The 17,105-nt window shown below is 64.4% G+C and carries 14 protein-coding genes; 5 read left to right on the top strand and 9 right to left on the bottom strand.

Annotated elements, in window-relative coordinates; translation table 11 throughout:
* The first annotated feature begins 157 nt into the window (after positions 1 to 157).
* Positions 158 to 1,912, top strand: a complete 1,755-nt coding sequence (locus tag CK228_RS22725) for an adenylate/guanylate cyclase domain-containing protein (RefSeq protein ID WP_095789307.1) — start codon at positions 158 to 160, stop codon at positions 1,910 to 1,912.
* Positions 1,913 to 2,239: 327 nt separating this feature from the next.
* Here CK228_RS22725 and CK228_RS22720 read toward each other — a convergent pair whose 3' ends face one another.
* Positions 2,240 to 3,790, bottom strand: a complete 1,551-nt coding sequence (locus CK228_RS22720; RefSeq protein ID WP_095789306.1) for a serine hydrolase — start codon at positions 3,788 to 3,790, stop codon at positions 2,240 to 2,242.
* A 175-nt stretch (positions 3,791 to 3,965) separates the two neighbouring features.
* Between CK228_RS22720 and CK228_RS22715 the strand changes: the two genes are divergently transcribed.
* Entirely contained in the window at positions 3,966 to 5,612 is a 1,647-nt protein-coding gene (locus tag CK228_RS22715) for an acyl-CoA synthetase (protein ID WP_095789305.1), read from the top strand.
* A 69-nt stretch (positions 5,613 to 5,681) separates the two neighbouring features.
* On the opposite strand, the gene CK228_RS22710 is transcribed toward CK228_RS22715, so the two are convergent.
* The 6 genes from CK228_RS22710 to CK228_RS22685 form a co-directional block, all read right to left on the bottom strand.
* Positions 5,682 to 6,497, bottom strand: a complete 816-nt coding sequence (locus tag CK228_RS22710) for a hypothetical protein (RefSeq protein ID WP_245437867.1) — start codon at positions 6,495 to 6,497, stop codon at positions 5,682 to 5,684.
* A gap of 40 nt (positions 6,498 to 6,537) precedes the next feature.
* Positions 6,538 to 7,764 (bottom strand): hypothetical protein, encoded by a 1,227-nt coding sequence (locus CK228_RS22705; RefSeq protein ID WP_143750616.1) that lies wholly within the window; start codon positions 7,762 to 7,764, stop codon positions 6,538 to 6,540.
* A 235-nt stretch (positions 7,765 to 7,999) separates the two neighbouring features.
* Positions 8,000 to 8,632, bottom strand: coding sequence for a class I SAM-dependent methyltransferase (locus tag CK228_RS22700; protein ID WP_095789303.1), 633 nt, complete (start codon positions 8,630 to 8,632; stop codon positions 8,000 to 8,002).
* Between the two features lie 181 nt (positions 8,633 to 8,813).
* Entirely contained in the window at positions 8,814 to 9,413 is a 600-nt protein-coding gene (locus CK228_RS22695; RefSeq protein WP_095789302.1) for an NADPH-dependent F420 reductase, read from the bottom strand.
* A 31-nt stretch (positions 9,414 to 9,444) separates the two neighbouring features.
* Positions 9,445 to 10,197: a glucose 1-dehydrogenase gene (locus CK228_RS22690; protein ID WP_095789301.1), complete on the bottom strand. Its 753-nt coding sequence runs from the start codon at positions 10,195 to 10,197 to the stop codon at positions 9,445 to 9,447.
* Between the two features lie 67 nt (positions 10,198 to 10,264).
* Positions 10,265 to 10,999 carry an SDR family oxidoreductase gene (locus CK228_RS22685; protein WP_095789300.1) on the bottom strand — a complete coding sequence of 245 codons (735 nt, stop codon included), beginning with the start codon at positions 10,997 to 10,999 and terminating at the stop codon, positions 10,265 to 10,267.
* 228 nt (positions 11,000 to 11,227) lie between these two features.
* Here CK228_RS22685 and CK228_RS22680 point away from each other — a divergent pair, with 228 nt between their 5' ends.
* Positions 11,228 to 12,151: a LysR family transcriptional regulator gene (locus CK228_RS22680; protein ID WP_095789299.1), complete on the top strand. Its 924-nt coding sequence runs from the start codon at positions 11,228 to 11,230 to the stop codon at positions 12,149 to 12,151.
* Positions 12,152 to 12,266: 115 nt separating this feature from the next.
* Here CK228_RS22680 and CK228_RS22675 read toward each other — a convergent pair whose 3' ends face one another.
* Entirely contained in the window at positions 12,267 to 12,548 is a 282-nt protein-coding gene (locus CK228_RS22675) for a hypothetical protein (RefSeq protein ID WP_245318287.1), read from the bottom strand.
* A gap of 341 nt (positions 12,549 to 12,889) precedes the next feature.
* Here CK228_RS22675 and CK228_RS22670 point away from each other — a divergent pair, with 341 nt between their 5' ends.
* Both CK228_RS22670 and htpG read left to right on the top strand, forming a co-directional pair.
* A complete protein-coding gene (locus CK228_RS22670) occupies positions 12,890 to 13,774 on the top strand; it encodes a hypothetical protein (protein WP_095775114.1) in 885 nt (294 codons plus the stop codon).
* A gap of 386 nt (positions 13,775 to 14,160) precedes the next feature.
* Positions 14,161 to 16,047: a molecular chaperone HtpG gene (gene htpG / locus CK228_RS22665; protein ID WP_095789298.1), complete on the top strand. Its 1,887-nt coding sequence runs from the start codon at positions 14,161 to 14,163 to the stop codon at positions 16,045 to 16,047.
* Positions 16,048 to 16,251: 204 nt separating this feature from the next.
* Here htpG and CK228_RS22660 read toward each other — a convergent pair whose 3' ends face one another.
* Entirely contained in the window at positions 16,252 to 16,953 is a 702-nt protein-coding gene (locus CK228_RS22660) for an alpha/beta hydrolase (protein WP_095789297.1), read from the bottom strand.
* Positions 16,954 to 17,105 lie beyond the last annotated feature (152 nt).

The raw sequence follows: 17,105 nt of genomic DNA, 5'->3' as shown, positions 1-17,105 counted from the left end.
GCTCCGAATATACATGCTTTGCCCCTGCACATGCTGCAGGGCCAGTAAGAACAGCAATGCGGACGACCGAGCGTGAGGTCGACAGATTCCCGAATCCGGCTAGCCACCGTGGTGAAACGCGCTAGGCTGCTCCGATTAACTAAGCCAGGCTTGTTCTATGGAGCGCCGCCTTACCGCTATCCTTGCCGCCGACGTGGTCGGCTATTCTAGGCTGATGGGCGTCGACGAGGCCGGCACCCTGGCGGCGCTTAACGCCCATCGCAAGGAATTCCTCGACGGCAGCATTGCCGAGCATCGGGGGCGCGTCGTCAAGCTGATGGGCGACGGGATGCTTGTAGAATTCCCCAGCGTAGTCAATGCGGTGGCCTGCTCGGCAGCGATCCAACGCGGCATGGCCAGCCGCAACGAGGGCGAGCCGGGCGATCGCCGGATCGACTTCCGGATCGGGATCAACCTCGGCGACGTGATCGTCGAGGACGACGATATCTTCGGCGATGGAGTTAACGTCGCCGCTCGGCTTGAGAGCATGGCGGAGCCCGGCGGAATCGTAGTCTCGTCTTCGGTGCGCCATGAAGTCGGTGACCGTTTGGGTCTTGCGTTCGAGGATCTCGGCGAGCGGAAATTGAAAAACATCAAGCACCCGGTACGCGTGTTTCAGGTTAGATTGGAAGGGTCACTTCGCATCGAGCCGCGGGCGCTTGCCAGCCAGCGCGACCAGGCATCAGTTGCGGTCTTGCCGTTTCAGAACATGAGCGGCGATGCGGAGCAGGAATATTTTGCAGATGGTGTCGTTGAAGACATAGTCACAGCGCTCGCTCACTTTCGCCACTTGCTGGTCATCGCCCGCAATTCGAGCTTTGCGTACAAAGGCCGCGCCGTTGACGTGAAGAAGGTAGGGCGCGAGCTGGGTGTTCGGTATGTGGTTGAGGGCAGCGTGCGCCGATCTGGCGAACGGCTGCGCATTTCAGCCCAGCTCATCGATTCCTCGACAGGGGCACATTTGTGGGCCGACCGTTTCGATGGCGCGCTGGCGGAGGTGTTCGATCTGCAGGACCAGATCACATCGAGCATCGTCGGGGCAATCGCGCCGAAAATGGAGCAGGCCGAGATCGAGCGCGCCAGACGCAAGCCGACGGAGAGCCTTGAAGCCTATGACTACTATCTACGCGGGCTTGCTACCTTCGACCGGACGATCACCAAGGCCGCTGGCGAGGAAGCGCTGTGGCTTTTCAATCAAGCGATCGCCCGCGACCCGGAGTTCGCACTCGCCCACGCCAGAGCCGCGCGATGCTATTCCACTCGGAAGAGCAATGGCTGGATGGTCGATCGCACGCAGGAAGTCGAGGAGGCGCTTGGATTTGCTTCTAGAGCGATCGACCTCGGTCGCGACGATGCCATTGCGCTTTCGTTTGGCGGCTACGTGCTTGGCTATGTCGGTGGCGACATTGAAGAGGCCGCGGCCCGCCTCGACGAAGCGCTTGCGCTCAACCCAAACCTGGCTCTGGCGTGGGGCTACAGCAGCTGGGTCAAGACGTGTTTGGGCCAACCGGACAAGGGAATTGAGCACGCCGCGCGCGCAATGCGCCTCAGTCCGCTCGATCTGCGAATTTACTCTTGGCAGTTCTGCACCGCGCTGGCCCACTTCTGTGCCGGCCACTACGACGACGCGTTGCTGTGGGCGGAGCGGGCGCTTCGACAGCAACCCAACTACGCAAGCGCGTTACGCGTTGCTGCCGCCAGCCACGCCCTAGCCGGGCGATCAGGTCAAGCGAAGGAGACGATCGAGCGCCATGCGAAGGTCGCTCCTGCGCTGCGGCTTGTAAATATTGCTGACGTGCTGCCGCCGTTCCGACGACCCGAAGACCGGAAAAAGTATGTCGAGGCTCTGAAGATGGCGGGAATGCCGCCCTAGTGACTTCGTGCATTGCGCCTTTGAAGCCGAGAGCAGACGGTTCGGTTCTGGAAGAACAGCGATGTCTGCTCGCGGGCACCGGCAGAGTAGTTCTCTGTGGCTGACATCAGGCGCAAAGCGGATGTCGTTTTCGTAAAGTCCCACCTCAGTAATGCGTCGTGAGAAAAATCCGATCGGTTGTCAGGCTGCATCCAGCGCCGGCACTATCGCCCATCGCGATCGCGTTGCGGCGCAGTGAACCATCGCAGCGTCCTTTGCGGCGATCCGGCATCGGGCGTCTGGGGCTGCGGCACAACATCCGCGTCCGGCGCGTTGCCCCCGTCAGCCCTAGTCGCCCACGCGCCGCAGCGTGCCGAGATGATTGTCGTCGAGGAAGCCTATGGTCATGGCCGACGCCTTGCCGTCCGGGCCCACGACGAAGCTCACGCCGGTTGGCCTGTCCGGAGTCTCGGCATCGGGGAAGGTCAGGAAAAGATCGCCGTCGTAATGCGCCAGGGAATAGGACCGGGCGCCGGCCGGGCCGACCTTGAGCACAAGGCCGTCTCCGGCACTCGCCACGACGGCATCGCCGAAGAAGTCGTTCGCGTAGCGGCCGGCATAGGCGCTTGCCGGCCTGGCCGGCCTTGCCGGAGATGGCGGCGCGGCATAGGTGGCCTTGGCCGCCGCGACCGCCGGGCCGAACATTCCGGCATAGATGCCGTCCCATGCCTTGACCCAGTCCTTCTGCACCGAACCGTCGAAGACGAGGTTCGCAAAACTGTCGGACAGTCCTTCCGGCACGCCGGTCGGGAAGGCGTTGGCGATGATGACGATGCCAAGCTTCTCCCGCGGGAAGATCGTCACCAGCGTGCGTGCGCCGACGCTGAAGGCACCGGCATGGCCCCAGCTCAGGCCATGCCGGCCGAATTCGACATTCCAGCCGAGGCCGTAGAAGGACTCGCCGCCGGAGACGGGGTTCTTGCCCCGCGTCATCAGCGGCACATGCGTCTGTTCCAGCGCGTCGGCGGCGATCAGCGTCTTGCCGGCATAGACCCCGTTGCCGAGGATGAGGCGCACCCATTGCGAGAGATCGCGCGCGGTGGAACTGACGCCGCCGGCGGGCGCCTGCGCATCGGGATTGCGCTCTATCTTGGCGGCCCAGGCGCCATCGACCTTGATGTGCAGCGCGGCACGATCGGCGTGCTTGACGAAGTCCGAATGACGGGAACTGGTCGAGGCCATGCCAAGCGGACGGTAGAGCTTCTCCTCGGCGACCTCCTCCCAGGGCTTGCCTGTCGGCAGGGCGGCCGCGACGGCGCCCTCGGTCAGTCCGAAATTGCTGTAGGAGTAGCCGGCACGGAAGCTGGACGACGGCGGCACGAACCGCAGGCGATGCAGGATCTCGGCCCGGTCGTAGCCTATGTCCTCGAGGTCGTCTCCGGCGGTGCCGGGCAGTCCGCTGCGGTGCGAAAACAGGTCACGGACGGTGAGTTGGCTGGTCGGATAGGGATCGGCCAGCCGGAAGGCCGGATCGAGGTCGGCGATCTTCGAATCCCAGGACACCATCCCGTCGCTGACCAGCGCCGCCACGACGGTTGCGGAGACCGGCTTGGAGAGCGAGGCGATCTGGAACACCGTGTCGGCGTCGACCGCCTCCGGCTTGCCGGCCTCGCGGTGGCCGAAACCCTTCAGGAAGATCACCTCATCGTCGTGCACCACGCCGATGGCGAGACCGGGCACGCCACCGTCCGCGACGGCGCCTTGGGCGAGCGCTTCTAGCTTCGACAGGGCGACAGCGATGCGCTCCGGCGCAATGGTGTCGGCCGACGCGGCACGCGGCCAAAGTGCCAGTAGGGCGATGCAGACCCAGATTCGCCAGAGGTTCCGTCCCAGCCGCACGTCCGACCCTCCTCTCCTGCATTCACCTGGCTATGATACAGGCCGGTGCAAACGAGGCCAATGCCTGCCGCTCCACGGTCCACCTTCGTCGCAATCGACCGTCACCACGATTTCAGGCAATCTGACGGATGAAGGCGCGCCATGGGGAGATGGAGCGCCGCCAGGGAGGACTGACATGACCGGCTTGCCACGCTACGAGGACGCCGTTGCGGCCTTTCGCATCGAGGATGAAATCGCCAGGCTTGACGGCGACCCGGCGACCGGCATCAACGCCTATGTCGAATGCTGCGGCCGCCATACCGGTGAGAACCGGCTGGCGCTGCGCGCCATCTCGGCCGGCGGCGAACTGCGGCAGTTCAGCTTCGACGACCTCGCGGACATGTCGGGTCGCGTCGCCAACCTGCTCAAGGATGCAGGCGTCGGCCCCGGCGATGTCGTCGCCGGCATGCTGCCGCGCATTCCCGAACTCATCGCGCTCATCCTCGGCACTTGGCGCATCGGCGCGGTCTACCAGCCATTGTTCACCGCCTTCGGCCCGAAGGCCATCGAGCACCGCCTCGGCTACAGCGGCGCCAGGCTGGTGGTGACCAATCAGGCCAATCGCGGCAAGCTCGACGAGATCGAGAACTGCCCGCCGATCGCCACCATTCTAGGCCCCGGCGATGCCTTGCCTCAAGGCGACATCGATTTCCGCGCCGCCCTTGCCTCTGCCTCCCCCGATTGCGAACCCGTCATGCGCAAGGGCGACGACCTGTTCATGATGATGTCGACCTCGGGCACGACGGGCCTGCCCAAGGGTGTGCCGGTGCCGCTCAGCGCGCTGCTGGCCTTCGGCGCCTATATGCGCGACGCGATCGGACTGCGCCCCGATGACGTCTTCTGGAACATCGCCGATCCCGGCTGGGCCTACGGCCTCTATTACGCCATCACAGGCCCGCTGCTGCTCGGCATCGCCACCACCTTCAACGAGGGCGCGTTCAACGCCAGGAACACCTATGATGTCATCGAGCGGCTCGGCGTCACCAGCCTTGCCGGCTCGCCCACCGCCTTCCGCCTGCTGCTCGCCGAAGGCCCTGAAGCCGCCGCCCGCATCAAGGGCCGGCTGCGCGTGGTGAGCAGCGCCGGCGAGCCGCTGAACCCGGAAGTGATCCGCTGGTTCGACGCCCATCTCGCCGTGCCCATCCATGACCATTACGGCCAGACCGAAAACGGCATGATGGTCAACAACCACCATGGGCTTTCGCATTCCGTGCGCGCGGGCTCGGCCGGCTTTGCCATGCCGGGCTATCGCATGGTGGTGCTGGACGACGAAGGCAACGAGCTCGGCCCCAACCAGCCCGGCATCCTCGCCGTCGACATCGCCAACTCGCCGCTGCGCTGGTTCGACGGCTACCACCAGGCCGAGACGCCGGCGATCGCGGGCGGCTACTACCGCACCGGCGACACGGTGGAATATGAGCCGGACGGCTCGGTGTCCTTCATCGGCCGCGCCGACGATGTCATCACCTCGTCGGGCTACCGCATCGGCCCGTTCGATGTCGAAAGCGCGCTCATCGAACATCCCGCGGTCAACGAGGCGGCGGTGGTCGGCGTGCCCGACCCGCAGCGTACCGAGATCGTCAAGGCCTTCGTCATCCTGGCGCCCGCCTACCAGGCCAGCCCTGACTTGGCCGAGGAACTGGCGCAACACGTCCGCAAGCGGCTCTCGGCCCACGCCTATCCGCGCGAGATCGATTTCGTCGCCGAATTGCCGAAGACGCCGAGCGGCAAGATCCAGCGGTTCCTGCTGCGGAAGGCAGAGGTGGAGAAGCGGAAGGGGTGAAGGGCCGCATATGCCGGCTCAACTCGGGCGACGCCTGCGGAGCGGCGCGTGCCCTGTTGCAGATCGGTTCTACATTATCGCTATGACCCTGCCCGCCGCATCGAGGCGACAACCGACTTGCGCTTGCCGGACTTCGATGCCACCGCGCCCTGCATAGTCTATTCGCACCTGGATCGGCGCCGTCAGTGCACTCCCACGTCGACGCAAGGCACCAGCGCTCACCGCGCGGACCCGCACGGCGCCAAGCGGCCTGGCGGCGGACAGGATCGCCGCGCGACAGGCTTGCACGACCGCGACCGGCGTGCCGGGTTTCGCTTTCAGTGCTTCCAGGGGTGCAAAGGGATATCCCCTGGCGAGGTCGCCCTGACCGGCTTTGGAAGGCCTGAGGACGGGCGGCAGGGCGATCGATGGCCTGGCGGTCTTGGCAATGACGGCGTTGGCAGTGGCGGTCTTGCCAGCGGCGGTCTTGGCGGACCCAGTGCCTTTCGCGGCAGAACCGCTGGCTGCCGTGGCGGCCGAACCACCGGAAGCGGCCGCCGATCCGTTTCCGGCGGACGGATCGGCGCCCAGGCCGACACCGGTCGAAAGGCCTCCGCCTGTGGAGCCAACGTTGCCGCCGGCACTGACGCCTGCGGAGCCTACGCTACCGCTGGCACTGACGCCTGCGCTGACTGATCCGGCGCCTGCGCCGACGGAAGCGCCGACATTTGCTCCGCCGACACCGCCGACGCTCGCGCCCACCCCTACGGACGCGCCTTGCGAACCGGCGCTCACTCCGGCATCGAGCCCGAGACCGCCGACCTTGCCGCCTAAACCTGCATCGAGGGCCGAGGCAGGCCCGATCGCGATGCCGATCGTCAACGCGGCCGCGACATATTTTTTCACTGTCATCCTCCCTGCGCCGTGCATTTCGCTCACCTGTCTTTCACTGCGAGAGTGGGCGGGTTGGCAGCAATGCGGGGGGAAGAGCCATCGTTGCCAGCAGGACAGCTTGTGCTGACCTTCGACCCTTCACCTTCCATTTTTTCGGCAAGCCCGGTTGATGGGCTGCGACCGGCAGCGAACTCGCGAGCGCGCTCTTGGAAACACCTGCCTTGGGCGCGCGCACCACTGCCGCGGTCCGACGCTTCTCCCTGATACTGTCGATTTTGGCGCTGTCGATTTCGTCGCGCGCGGCACTGAGGCTGCGGGCCAGGCCGTTGGCTCTTTCGCGCTCCTGGTCCAGCGCCGCGCTCAAATCCATCGAGCTCTGCTTCAAGGCGTCGCTTTGCTTGCGAGCAATGTCGAGGGCACGCATGGCTGAATCTGTTCGTTGACGTTCCAGTTCGAGCGCTTTGCGAGCCTGCTTCGCGGCGTCGTCGGCCTGTTGCCGGTCCTTCACCGCCTTGGCCTGCTCCGCGGCGGCCAGATTTGCGCCTGTCTTGAGCGCATCGATGGTGTGACGGGCCGTGGCGAGTTCCTGCTCTAGCAGCCCGACCTTATGGCGCTCCTCATCCAGCGCCTGCTTCGCGGCGTCGTCGGCCTGTTGCCGGCCCTTCACCGCCTTGGCCTGCTCCGCTACAGACAGATTTTCGCCTGCCTTGAGCGCATCGATGGTCTGACGGGCCGTGGCGAGTTCCTGTTCCAGCAGCCCGACCTTATGGCGCTCCTCATCCAGCGCCTGCGTCGCGGCGACCTGGGAGCCATCCACGGAGGGCGGCGCTTCAGGCATCGCGGCTTTCTTGCTATCCCAGAGACTGGCTTCCGCCCTGAAATTTTCGATGGCACGCTGCGCCGTCTCCAGATTGAGCGTGAGCGCTTCGTCCGTCCGCTGCTGCGCTTTCAGGGCCTGCGCTTGCCTGGCCAATTCAGCCCGTGCCGCGGCCAGTTCGCGGCGTAAGGCCGCCTGCTCATCGTCGCCTTTGGCGATATCGGTGCGCTCCGAAACCGCGACCGGCGACCCGCCATTGGCTGCGGCGGTCGCGGACGCGTCGGGCGCCAGCTGGCTATTTGCCGGAGATGCCAACAGCAGGATGAGGATTGACGAAACGACCGGCAGCATGGCGTTGCACCCGCTGCCAAATATCCCGTGAAGCACGATCGAAGGCCGTCGTTCGGTAAAGGTGAAGTCAAAGCGCAGACATTTGGACCTGGTACCCTGCAAATGATTCATCACTTGACCTCACCTGGCGCGACCCTCACCGCGATCGTATTCTCCACTTAATTCGAGCTACGGCTGGATGCCGCGTCACCTGGACGCTACCTCCTATTTCCTTGCTTGTTGTCATTCGAACGAACGAAACCTTGCTGGGGGACGGCTCCGTTCGAAATAGCGGCGCCGAGCATGCGCCGGCAGGCGCGCGGCCAGATTTCCGCGGCAGTGCCAATCTCATCGTTGGCGAACAGTGTCAGATCTTCACAAACCGATAGGCGAAGCGATCGGTCTCGCCCTTGATCGAGGGATCGAACACCTTGATCGAATGCGCATCGTCCTTGTTCGCCAGTATGGTGCTTTCGGCGTCTAGTACGAACCCGGCTGCCTCCACCTCCTCGCGGACGGATGCAGGTTCAATCCGATGCAGCGACTGGGCGTCGCTCGTGCCCGCCCCTGCGGCGGCGGCGTGGTCGACGATAACGTATGACCCACCGGGCTTCAGCCGCTCGTGGACGGCTCGATTGAAGTCGGCCGCCGTCGCGCCCTTCTTCTGAATCAGCGCGGTGTGGAGATCGTGGTAGAACAGGTGCAGCCACAGGACATCCGCGGGTTGCGTGGCCTGCGGCATCGCGACGAGGTCCGCCGAGACGGCTTCGACGTTCTCTCGGCCCGGTTCCTTCGCAAGCGTCCGCATGCGGCCGACCGGATCGTTCTTGAAGTCGGCGACTTCGGCCGGCACGAAGCTGTAGACCCGTCCTTCGGGTCCCACGACGTCGGAGAACAAGCGCGTCCAGTCGCCGTCGCCTGGGTAAACGTCAATGACAGTGGAGCCCGCGTCTATACGTGCGAACCGGATCAATTCGGATAGCTTGGATTGGTCGTACATCGGAGTCTCCTTTAGGTTGAGCATTCGACGAGTGCGAGGGGGCGATCCATGGCTGAGCCACCGTCAAAGCCGATGGCTGCAGCGGGCTTCTCAAGGCTCATGGGAATTTCTCAATTCCGCACGGATCGGATCGTACCCGATCCGTGCATCGTCGCCCTGCCGGTTGGCAGGTCAGTGTTCATCAGTCGAACTTGACCAGGTCCTTGAAGATCAGTTGACCCCAGCTGTTTCCGCGCGCCTGGACGAGCAGCCCACCTTCCGACAGCCCGCCAAGCTTGATCGGCGAGAAACCGAGATTTTCCGCAAGCGCACCAATCTCCGCCGCGGCGTCGTCATGGTCGCTCGCCAGGAACACGACCCTCCTGCCACCATGCACGGCCGGATCCTGATCAAGGACAGCAGCGACCAGATGGTTGAAGCCCTTGACCAGTTTTGCACCGGTGAAGGCCTGTGCGATGAACCTGGAAGAAGGCTGTCCCCCCAGTTTTTCAGGAGGCACGCCGTAAGCATTGGTCACATCGACGATGGTCTTCCCCTGCCAAGTGGCGAGCGCCTTCGCGACCTCAGGGTGCGACTCGAAACGGACAGCCAGAAAGATGATGTCCGCCTTGACCGCGTCGGCCAGCTTCTTGGGAATGATCGCGGGTCCGATCGCGGCCGCATCGGCTGCAAAGCTTTCCGGCCCGCGCGTCGTTGCAACGGACACGTCGATGCCCTTGCGGGCAAACGCCTTGGCCAATGCCTGGCCGATATTGCCGAAGCCGATAATTGAATAGCTCATGATGCTTCTCCGATCTTGTTTTAACGCGGGGTCAGACCTGCGCCATGCCTCCGTCGACGGCGAGATCCACGCCGGTGATGAAAGAACTTTCATCGGAGGCGAGGAACGTGACGGCAGCCGCGATTTCCTCTGGTTTGCCCCTGCGACCCATTGGGATCTGTGACGCAAACTGGGCGGCCGCTTGCTCGGCTTGCTCAGGGGTAAGGCCTGTCGTTGTCTCCAACGCGGGGGTCTCGATTGCTCCGGGGCTCATCGTATTCACCCGGATTTTGCGGTCTTTCAGCTCCAGTGTCCAAGCGCGCGAGAAGTTGCGCACGGCCGCCTTACTCGCGGCGTATGTGCTAAACCCCGGCAATCCCAACACGTTCGAAACCGAAGAATTCAGGATGATCGAACCGCCGTCTTTGAAGAGGGGAAGGGCCTTCTGCACCGTGAAGAACAGCCCCTTCACGTTCACATCGAAGGTCTGATCGAAGTGGGCCTCAGTAGCGACCGCGAGCGGTGCGATTGTCCCCGCGCCCGCGTTCGCGAAGAGAACGTCGATGTGACCATGTTTCTCTTTCACGATGGCATAGAGCCGGTCCAGATCCTCCAAGCGAGCCACGTCGCCCGTGACCGTCGTAATGTTAATCTTGATGACGGCTGCGGCCTCCTTCAGCTCTTTCTCTCGTCGCCCGGTGATGACGACGTGTGCACCTTCTTCCACGAAGCGCTTGGCCGTCGCCAAGCCAATCCCGCTGCTTCCGCCTGTGACGACTGCAACCTTACCTTCGAGTTTTTTCATAATCTTTCACCTTTGGTCGTGTGTTTGGTTTTTCGTAGAGTTTGAGAAGCGTGGTCCCGCATCGGGGTCACAGTTGTGCCAGGCCGCCGTCGACGGCGACTTCGCTGGCAGTCATGAAGCTGCTGTCCGACGACGCGAGAAAGGCGGCCACGGCCCCGATCTCCGCCGGATCGGCCATGCGCTGGAGCGGAGTCATCGCGCCGTAGGCCTTCTGGCCTTCCTCGCCCAGCGCCTCTCTCGCGAGTTCGGTCGCCGTCGCCCCTGGCGACAGCACGTTGACCCGGATGCCGGTGCCCTTCAGGTCTTCCGCCCAGGTCCGCGCGAGGTTGCGCACTGCCGCCTTGCTCGCGCTGTAGGCGGTGAACCCCGGAGCGCCCGTGGTGCCGGCGCTCGATCCGGTCAGGATGATCGAGCCGCCCTGGCCCATCAGCGGCAACGCCTTCTGGACCGTGAAGATCGTACCCTTCACATTGGTGTCGAAGGTTTCGTCAATGTGCTCGGCGGTGATCTGGCCGAGCGGAAGCGGGCCGCCGGCCCCGGCATTGGCGAAGACGATGTCGAGGCTTCCGCGCTCGGCCTTCACCGCCGCGTAGAGCCGGTCGAGGTCGGCCTCATTCGAGACCGAGCCCTTCACCGCGCGGGCATTGGGCCCGAGGTCGGCCACGGCGGCGTCGAGCGCTTCCTGCCGGCGGCCGAAGATGAAGACGAAGGCGCCCTCCTCGATGAAGCGCTTTGCCGCGGCGCGACCGATGCCGGTGGCGCCGCCGGTGATGACGGCGGTCTTGCCATTCAGTCTGTTCATGTCATGTATCCTTTGTTTCGCCGTCTCGTGTCCTTGGCTGTACGGGGAAGTCCCGCGAGAGCCTCAAGATGGGTTCGCCGAAGTCGGGCGGTGAGTGCGCAATCGCGCACATCGGTGGTGCGAAAACGATCCAGCTGGATGATTGAACGCCGCGACGACCGCGCGAACCACGGCTGAGCGTGTTAGAATGGGCTTTGCAAACCGCACTGCGCGGCGCAGGAATGCACCATGATCGACTGGGATGACGTTCGCTACTTTCTTGCCGCCGCGCGCGGAGGCTCGGTGCGGGCTGCCGCCGCGCACCTCGGAGTGAATCATTCAACCGTGCTGCGACGCATCGCCCAGCTCGAGGAACGTCTCGGGGCGCAGATGTTCGAAAAGCTGCCTTCGGGCTACCGCCTGACGGCTGCGGGCGAGGAGGTCCTCGAACTCGCGGAGCGGATGGAAGCGTCGTCGCACCAGTTAGAGACGCGCGTCTTCGGTCGCGACCAGAGCGCGCGCGGGCTTTTGCGGGTGACACTTCCACCGTTTCTCGCCACACACCTGCTCATGCCAGATCTCGCCGACTTCGCGCGTATGCATCGCGACATCGAGATGGAAATCTTGACCACTGGCGAGGTGGCGAATCTGACCAACCGGGAGGCCGACGTCGCGATCCGCATTGTCGCCGACCGCAAGACCCTGCCGCTCAATCTTCACGGACTGAAGGGGCCGGAGTTGTTCAGCGGCGTCTACATGTCTCGCGATCGACTAGCCGCGTTGCGTGCGGGCACGCCTGATCCCATCCGGTGGATCGTCATAGACAATCATGGAATTCCGGACTGGGCGCGCCAGGGAGAAGTTCACACCATGGGAGCTCCGTTCAGGACGCCGGATGCCGAGACGCAGATCATCGCGGCGCAGCAAGGAATCGGGATGACGAAACTGCCGTGCTTCGTCGGAGATACCGACCCCCTGCTGGTCAGGGTGCCGGGCATCAACCCGCCCATGCATGGGACACTCTGGCTTCTCACGCAGGGCGAGACACGCAAGACGAAGCGCGTGCGGCTCTTCACCGACTTCGTATCCCGCAGGCTCGCCGCGTACGCGCCGCTTCTCGCGGGCCTGTCCGTATCGCGCGAGGCGACGGTGCAGCCGTTGCCAGCCAGATGACCGAATGGCGGCTTCTAGCAGCAAAGAAACCTTGGCACGAATGACCGAATGGAGGCGCATTGCCGCCATTCGAAGCCCAGACAACCTGAGCCGATCAAGGATCGCTTGGCCGAAATCAGTGCGCCACGCCATCCGACGCGTGCAGCAGCCTCCAGGCCGAGCCCACGTGCCCATGGAACTGCGAAGCAAACCTCTCAGCGGCGACATCCTCCAGGCCGTCATCGACCAGCGCCTCGATGCTTCGCCGCATCAGGGCGAGTTGCATCTGCCTTGCGTGTTCCTGGTCCGCCTCCCGCATGATTTCCGTCACGTGGTAGGCGACGACGGGTTGGCCGAGGCATGAGAGCAGCGCGTTGGCCTCGGCTGTTACAGCGGTCACTGCGTCTTCGATCTTCATTCTGGCGATCCTCATCAAGAATGATGCTGACGCCTCCCCGCAAAGGCGACGGTGGTCCGTCGCTTCTTCTTTGATTTCAGCCTGCTGCGCCACGGAAAGCGGCGCGCCAGGCTTGCAATTACTGTCTTCTCCGGCCCCTCGGGCTGCCTCGTTTGGCCTGGAAATAGTATCCGTCAAATTTGATTCAAAGGCGAACGGATAGTTAATCGATGGTTAATGGCAGCACTGGCCACGCCTCCCCGATCAGGATATTTCGCCTCGGCGTCTTCTGCCGCGCAATAGCCGCAAAGCTGCCCGATGGCTGCCTGGCCTGTTGATCCGCCACGAAGAAAGGTTCTGTCATGCGGTTGGTCTGGACGGTCATGTTTGCCCTGGCGAGCAGCGCTGCCTTCGCCGCCTCGCCCGAGGATGATTATATCGCCGCGCGCGACAAGGCGATTGCCGACATCGCGGCGATGGAGAGCACGAACACACCCGTGGAGACGCTCGATGCGGCCAATGAAAAGGCCCGCGCCGATCTCGAAAAACGGCTTTCCGCCCTGCTCGGCCCTTTCACGGTCAAGGATTTTCCGGCGGCCGGCACGATCAACATCGAAAGCCTGAGTTCCTCCGATGTCGGCTTCGGCATGCTGGACGGGCTGCGCCACGGCACCGAGGACGGCCCCAGCATCGTGGCCTCGACACGCGGGCTGGTCGAGCGCTGGCTGCAGTCGCGCGCCGCCGAGACGGACGCCGATCTTAAACTGCCCACAAGCTTCGACGCGGCGCTGAAGCTCGATGCCTTCTACACCCAGGCCATCGGCAGCGACGCCGCCTTCACCAGCACGCTCGACTTCGCGCTGAAGAAGCCTGACGGCGCCGACATGGCGATCGCCCGCCTCGGCGGCTGGGCACAGGATATCGGACCGAACTCCGACCAGGAGGTCGTCGTCACGGTCGTCAAGGGCAACAGCGTCCTGATCGCCGAAGCGCCTGCGACTCCGCCCGTCCCCAAGATCGCGGCCTGCGACGCCGCGTGGACCGCCGCCGACGCCGCCGCCCAGAAACTCGCCAAGCAGGCCACCGACGACAGCGACGAAAACACATCCGACGCCGCCAACGCCGCCTGGACGAAAGGCGACAACGACTTCCGCGCCTGCATGGGCAAGAGCCTGCCGGACACCCCGGCCTACCCCGCCCTGCTCGCCCAGGCGCAGGCGCTGGCGGATCACATGGCGGCGAATTAGGCGCGCAAGAGAGTGGCGCGACGCCGACGCTGCCAATCTCCCCACCTGTGGGGGAGATGGCCGGCAGGCCAGAGGGGGGCGCTGGCCCGCCGACGTCTGATAGCGTTGGATTACCCGTAACCTTGAGAAGAACGCGCCTCGCTGGGTCAATCGGCAAGGCCGAGTTCCTTCACGCCCCCCTCTGCCCTGCCGGGCATCTCCCCCACGAGGGGGGGAGATTGGCAGTTTCGCCGCCGGCGCCCTCTTGTTGCCCCGGCACCCCACCACCATATCGTCGGCGCGCTGGCACACTGAACGCAGTTGCCAGCACCGCAAAAAATGGTTTGAAAGGAAAGTCCCGAACGCGCTCGGCGCGGCGGGCCGATGAACAGCGTGGGAAAATCTGCATGACGACGGATACGAAAGCAACGGAAACCAGGGCATTCGAGGCGGATGTTTCGCGGCTGCTGCACATGATGGTGCACTCGGTCTATTCCGATAAGGACGTATTCCTGCGCGAACTGATTTCCAACGCCGCCGACGCTTGCGAGAAGCTGCGCTTCGAGGCCATCAGCCGCCCCGAATTGCTGGGCGACGATCCCAAGCCGCGCATCTCGATTTCGGCTGACGCCGACAACAGAGAGATCACCGTCGAGGACAATGGCATCGGCATGAGCCGCGACGACATGGCCGAAGCCCTGGGCACGATCGCCCGCTCGGGCACACGCGCCTTCATCGAGCGCGTCGGCGCGGACACGGAGGACACGCAGCTCATCGGCCAGTTCGGCGTCGGCTTCTACTCCGCCTTCATGGTCGCCGACCGCGTCGACGTCATCAGCCGCCTGGCCGGAAGCGAGGAGGCCTGGCGCTGGTCCTCCGACGGCAAGGGCTCCTACGAGATCGCCCCCGCCCCGCTCGAAGCCGCGCCGAAGCGTGGCACCCGCGTCGTGCTGCACCTGATGGATGACGCCGTCTCCTACACCGGCACCTACCGGCTCGAGCAGCTGGCCAAGTCGCAATCCGGTCATGTGCCGGTGCCGATCACGCTCATCGAAAAGCCTGGCGCCGAGGCGCGCGACGTTGCCGATGGCACCGCACTCTGGGTGCGGCCGAAGAGCGAGATCAAGCCCGAGGAATACACCGACTTCTACCGCGGCGTCGCCGGCCAGTATGACGAGCCGGCCGCCACCATCCATTTCCGCGCCGAGGGCCGGCAGGAATACTCCGTGCTCGCCTTCGTGCCCGGCTCGCGGCCGTTCGATCTGTTCGACCAGGACCGCAAGGGCCGCATGAAGCTTTATGTGCGCCGCGTCTTCATCACCGACGATGCCGATCTTCTGCCGCGCTATCTGCGCTTCGTGCGCGGGCTGGTCGATTCCGCCGACCTGCCGCTCAACGTCTCGCGCGAAATGATCCAGGAAAGCCCGCTGCTGGCCTCGATCCGCAAGGGCCTGACCAACCGCGTGCTCGGCGACCTCGCCAAGCTGGCGGAGAACGAGGCCGAGGCCTATGCCAGGATCTGGGAGAACTTCGGCGTTGTGCTGAAGGAAGGGCTCTATGAGGATTACGAGCGGCGCGAGCAATTGCTGAAGCTCGCCCGCTTCCACTCGACCGCCTCCGGCGAAGGCTGGCGCGGCCTTGCCGACTATGTCGCGGCGATGAAGGAGGGCCAGAAAGCGATCTTCTTCATGGCCGGCGACGACCGCGCTCGGCTCGAAGCCTCGCCGCAGCTCGAAGGCTTCAAGGCGCGCGGCATCGAGGTGCTGCTCTTGACCGACCCGGTCGACAGTTTCTGGGTGACGATGGCGCCGGACTTCGACGGCAAGCCGTTCAAGTCGGTAACGCAAGGCGTGGCCGAACTGTCCGACATCCCGCTGCTCGACGAAGCGAAGAAGCCGGACGCGGCGGCAACGCCTGAGGTCGACGGCTTCCTGGCTTTCATCAAATCAACGCTTGGCGATGCCGTCTCGGATGTGAAGGCCTCCGACCGCCTGACCGAGAGCGCCGTCTGCCTGGTCGCCCCGGAACATGGACCCGACCGGCAGTTCGAGCGGCTGATGAACGCCGCCGGCCGTCTCGACAAGGCGGCCAAGCCCATCCTCGAAATCAACCCGCGCCACGCGCGCGTGCTGGCGCTCGCCGGCCTCGGCGACGAGGACCAGGCGTTCAAGGACGACGCGGCTCATCTTCTCTACGACGAGGCGCGTGTGCTCGACGGCGACAAACCGGCCGACGCCAGGGCATTCTCCGAGCGCCTGGCGCGGCTGATCGCACGCGGCATCGCGAAGGGCTGAGCGTAGGCCGATTCTGGTAAAATAGACGCCGACTTGCCAGGAAAAGATATGCGAGGGGGAATGTCATGGCAGCAGGCCCCGGCAAAACGCAGTGAGCATCTTCGAGCCATCGCCCCAGACGCTCCGGTAACGTTTTGCCTCCCGCGAGTGCTAAAAAGCCTGGGTGCCGTCAAGCACCCAGGCCATTCTCGGATGATGCCGGTCTCAGTTCTTGCCGACGCTGGCGGCGGCCTGTTCGATGAGCTTGGCGACCGCAGCCGGATCGGAAACGTAGACAGCGTGGCTGCCGGGCACTTCGACCGTCGTCGCGCCAGCCCGCGTCGCCATCTGGCGCTGTGCCGGCGGCGGGATCATGTGGTCGTCGGTGGCGACGAGATACCAGCTCGGCTTCACGCGCCAGGCCGGCTTGGTGACCTTGCCTTCGAGCGCAGCCACACCCCACGGAACCTGCGAGTCGGCCATGAAGGCGGCGAGCGAGGGACGTACATCGGCGGCGAACGCAGCGGCGAACTTGGCCTTGTCGAGCATCAGGAAGCCGTCGACGGGCGGCAGGATCGGCGGCACGGAAGCGCCGGGAGGCGGGTTGGCGATCAGGGTCGAGACCGACTCGCCGGCATCCGCCGCGAAGGCAGCGATATAGACAACGGCCGCCACCTTGGGGTCGGTGCCGGCTTCCGACACCACGACGCCGCCATAGGAGTGGCCGACCAGGATGACGTCGCCCTTGGCTTCGGCAATGGCACGCTTGGTCACCGCGACATCGTCGGCCAATGAGGTGGTGGGGTTCTGGGTGATGATGACCTCGTAGCCGTCCTTCTTGAGCTGGTGGTAGACCCCTTCCCAGCCGGAGCCATCGACGAAGCCGCCATGGACGAGGACGACCGATTTTGCTGTGTTGTTCGACATTTGAGTTCTCCGTTTCAAAGTGTTGTCTGTGTTGGTTGCAGGAGAACTATGTGACACGGCCGCCGCGCTCGCTTTGAGGCGGCCTTCAGGACCTCTTGATTTTCCCTTGAGATGGCTTTGATTTTGCGGCCATCACACGGCTACAGTGTCCA

Origin of the sequence: Mesorhizobium sp. WSM4312, assembly GCF_002294875.1 — a bacterium.
Taxonomy (GTDB): Bacteria; Pseudomonadota; Alphaproteobacteria; order Rhizobiales; family Rhizobiaceae; genus Mesorhizobium.
The sequence above is the reverse complement of the archived record's forward strand: the minus strand, read 5'-3'. Positions and strand labels throughout refer to the sequence as shown.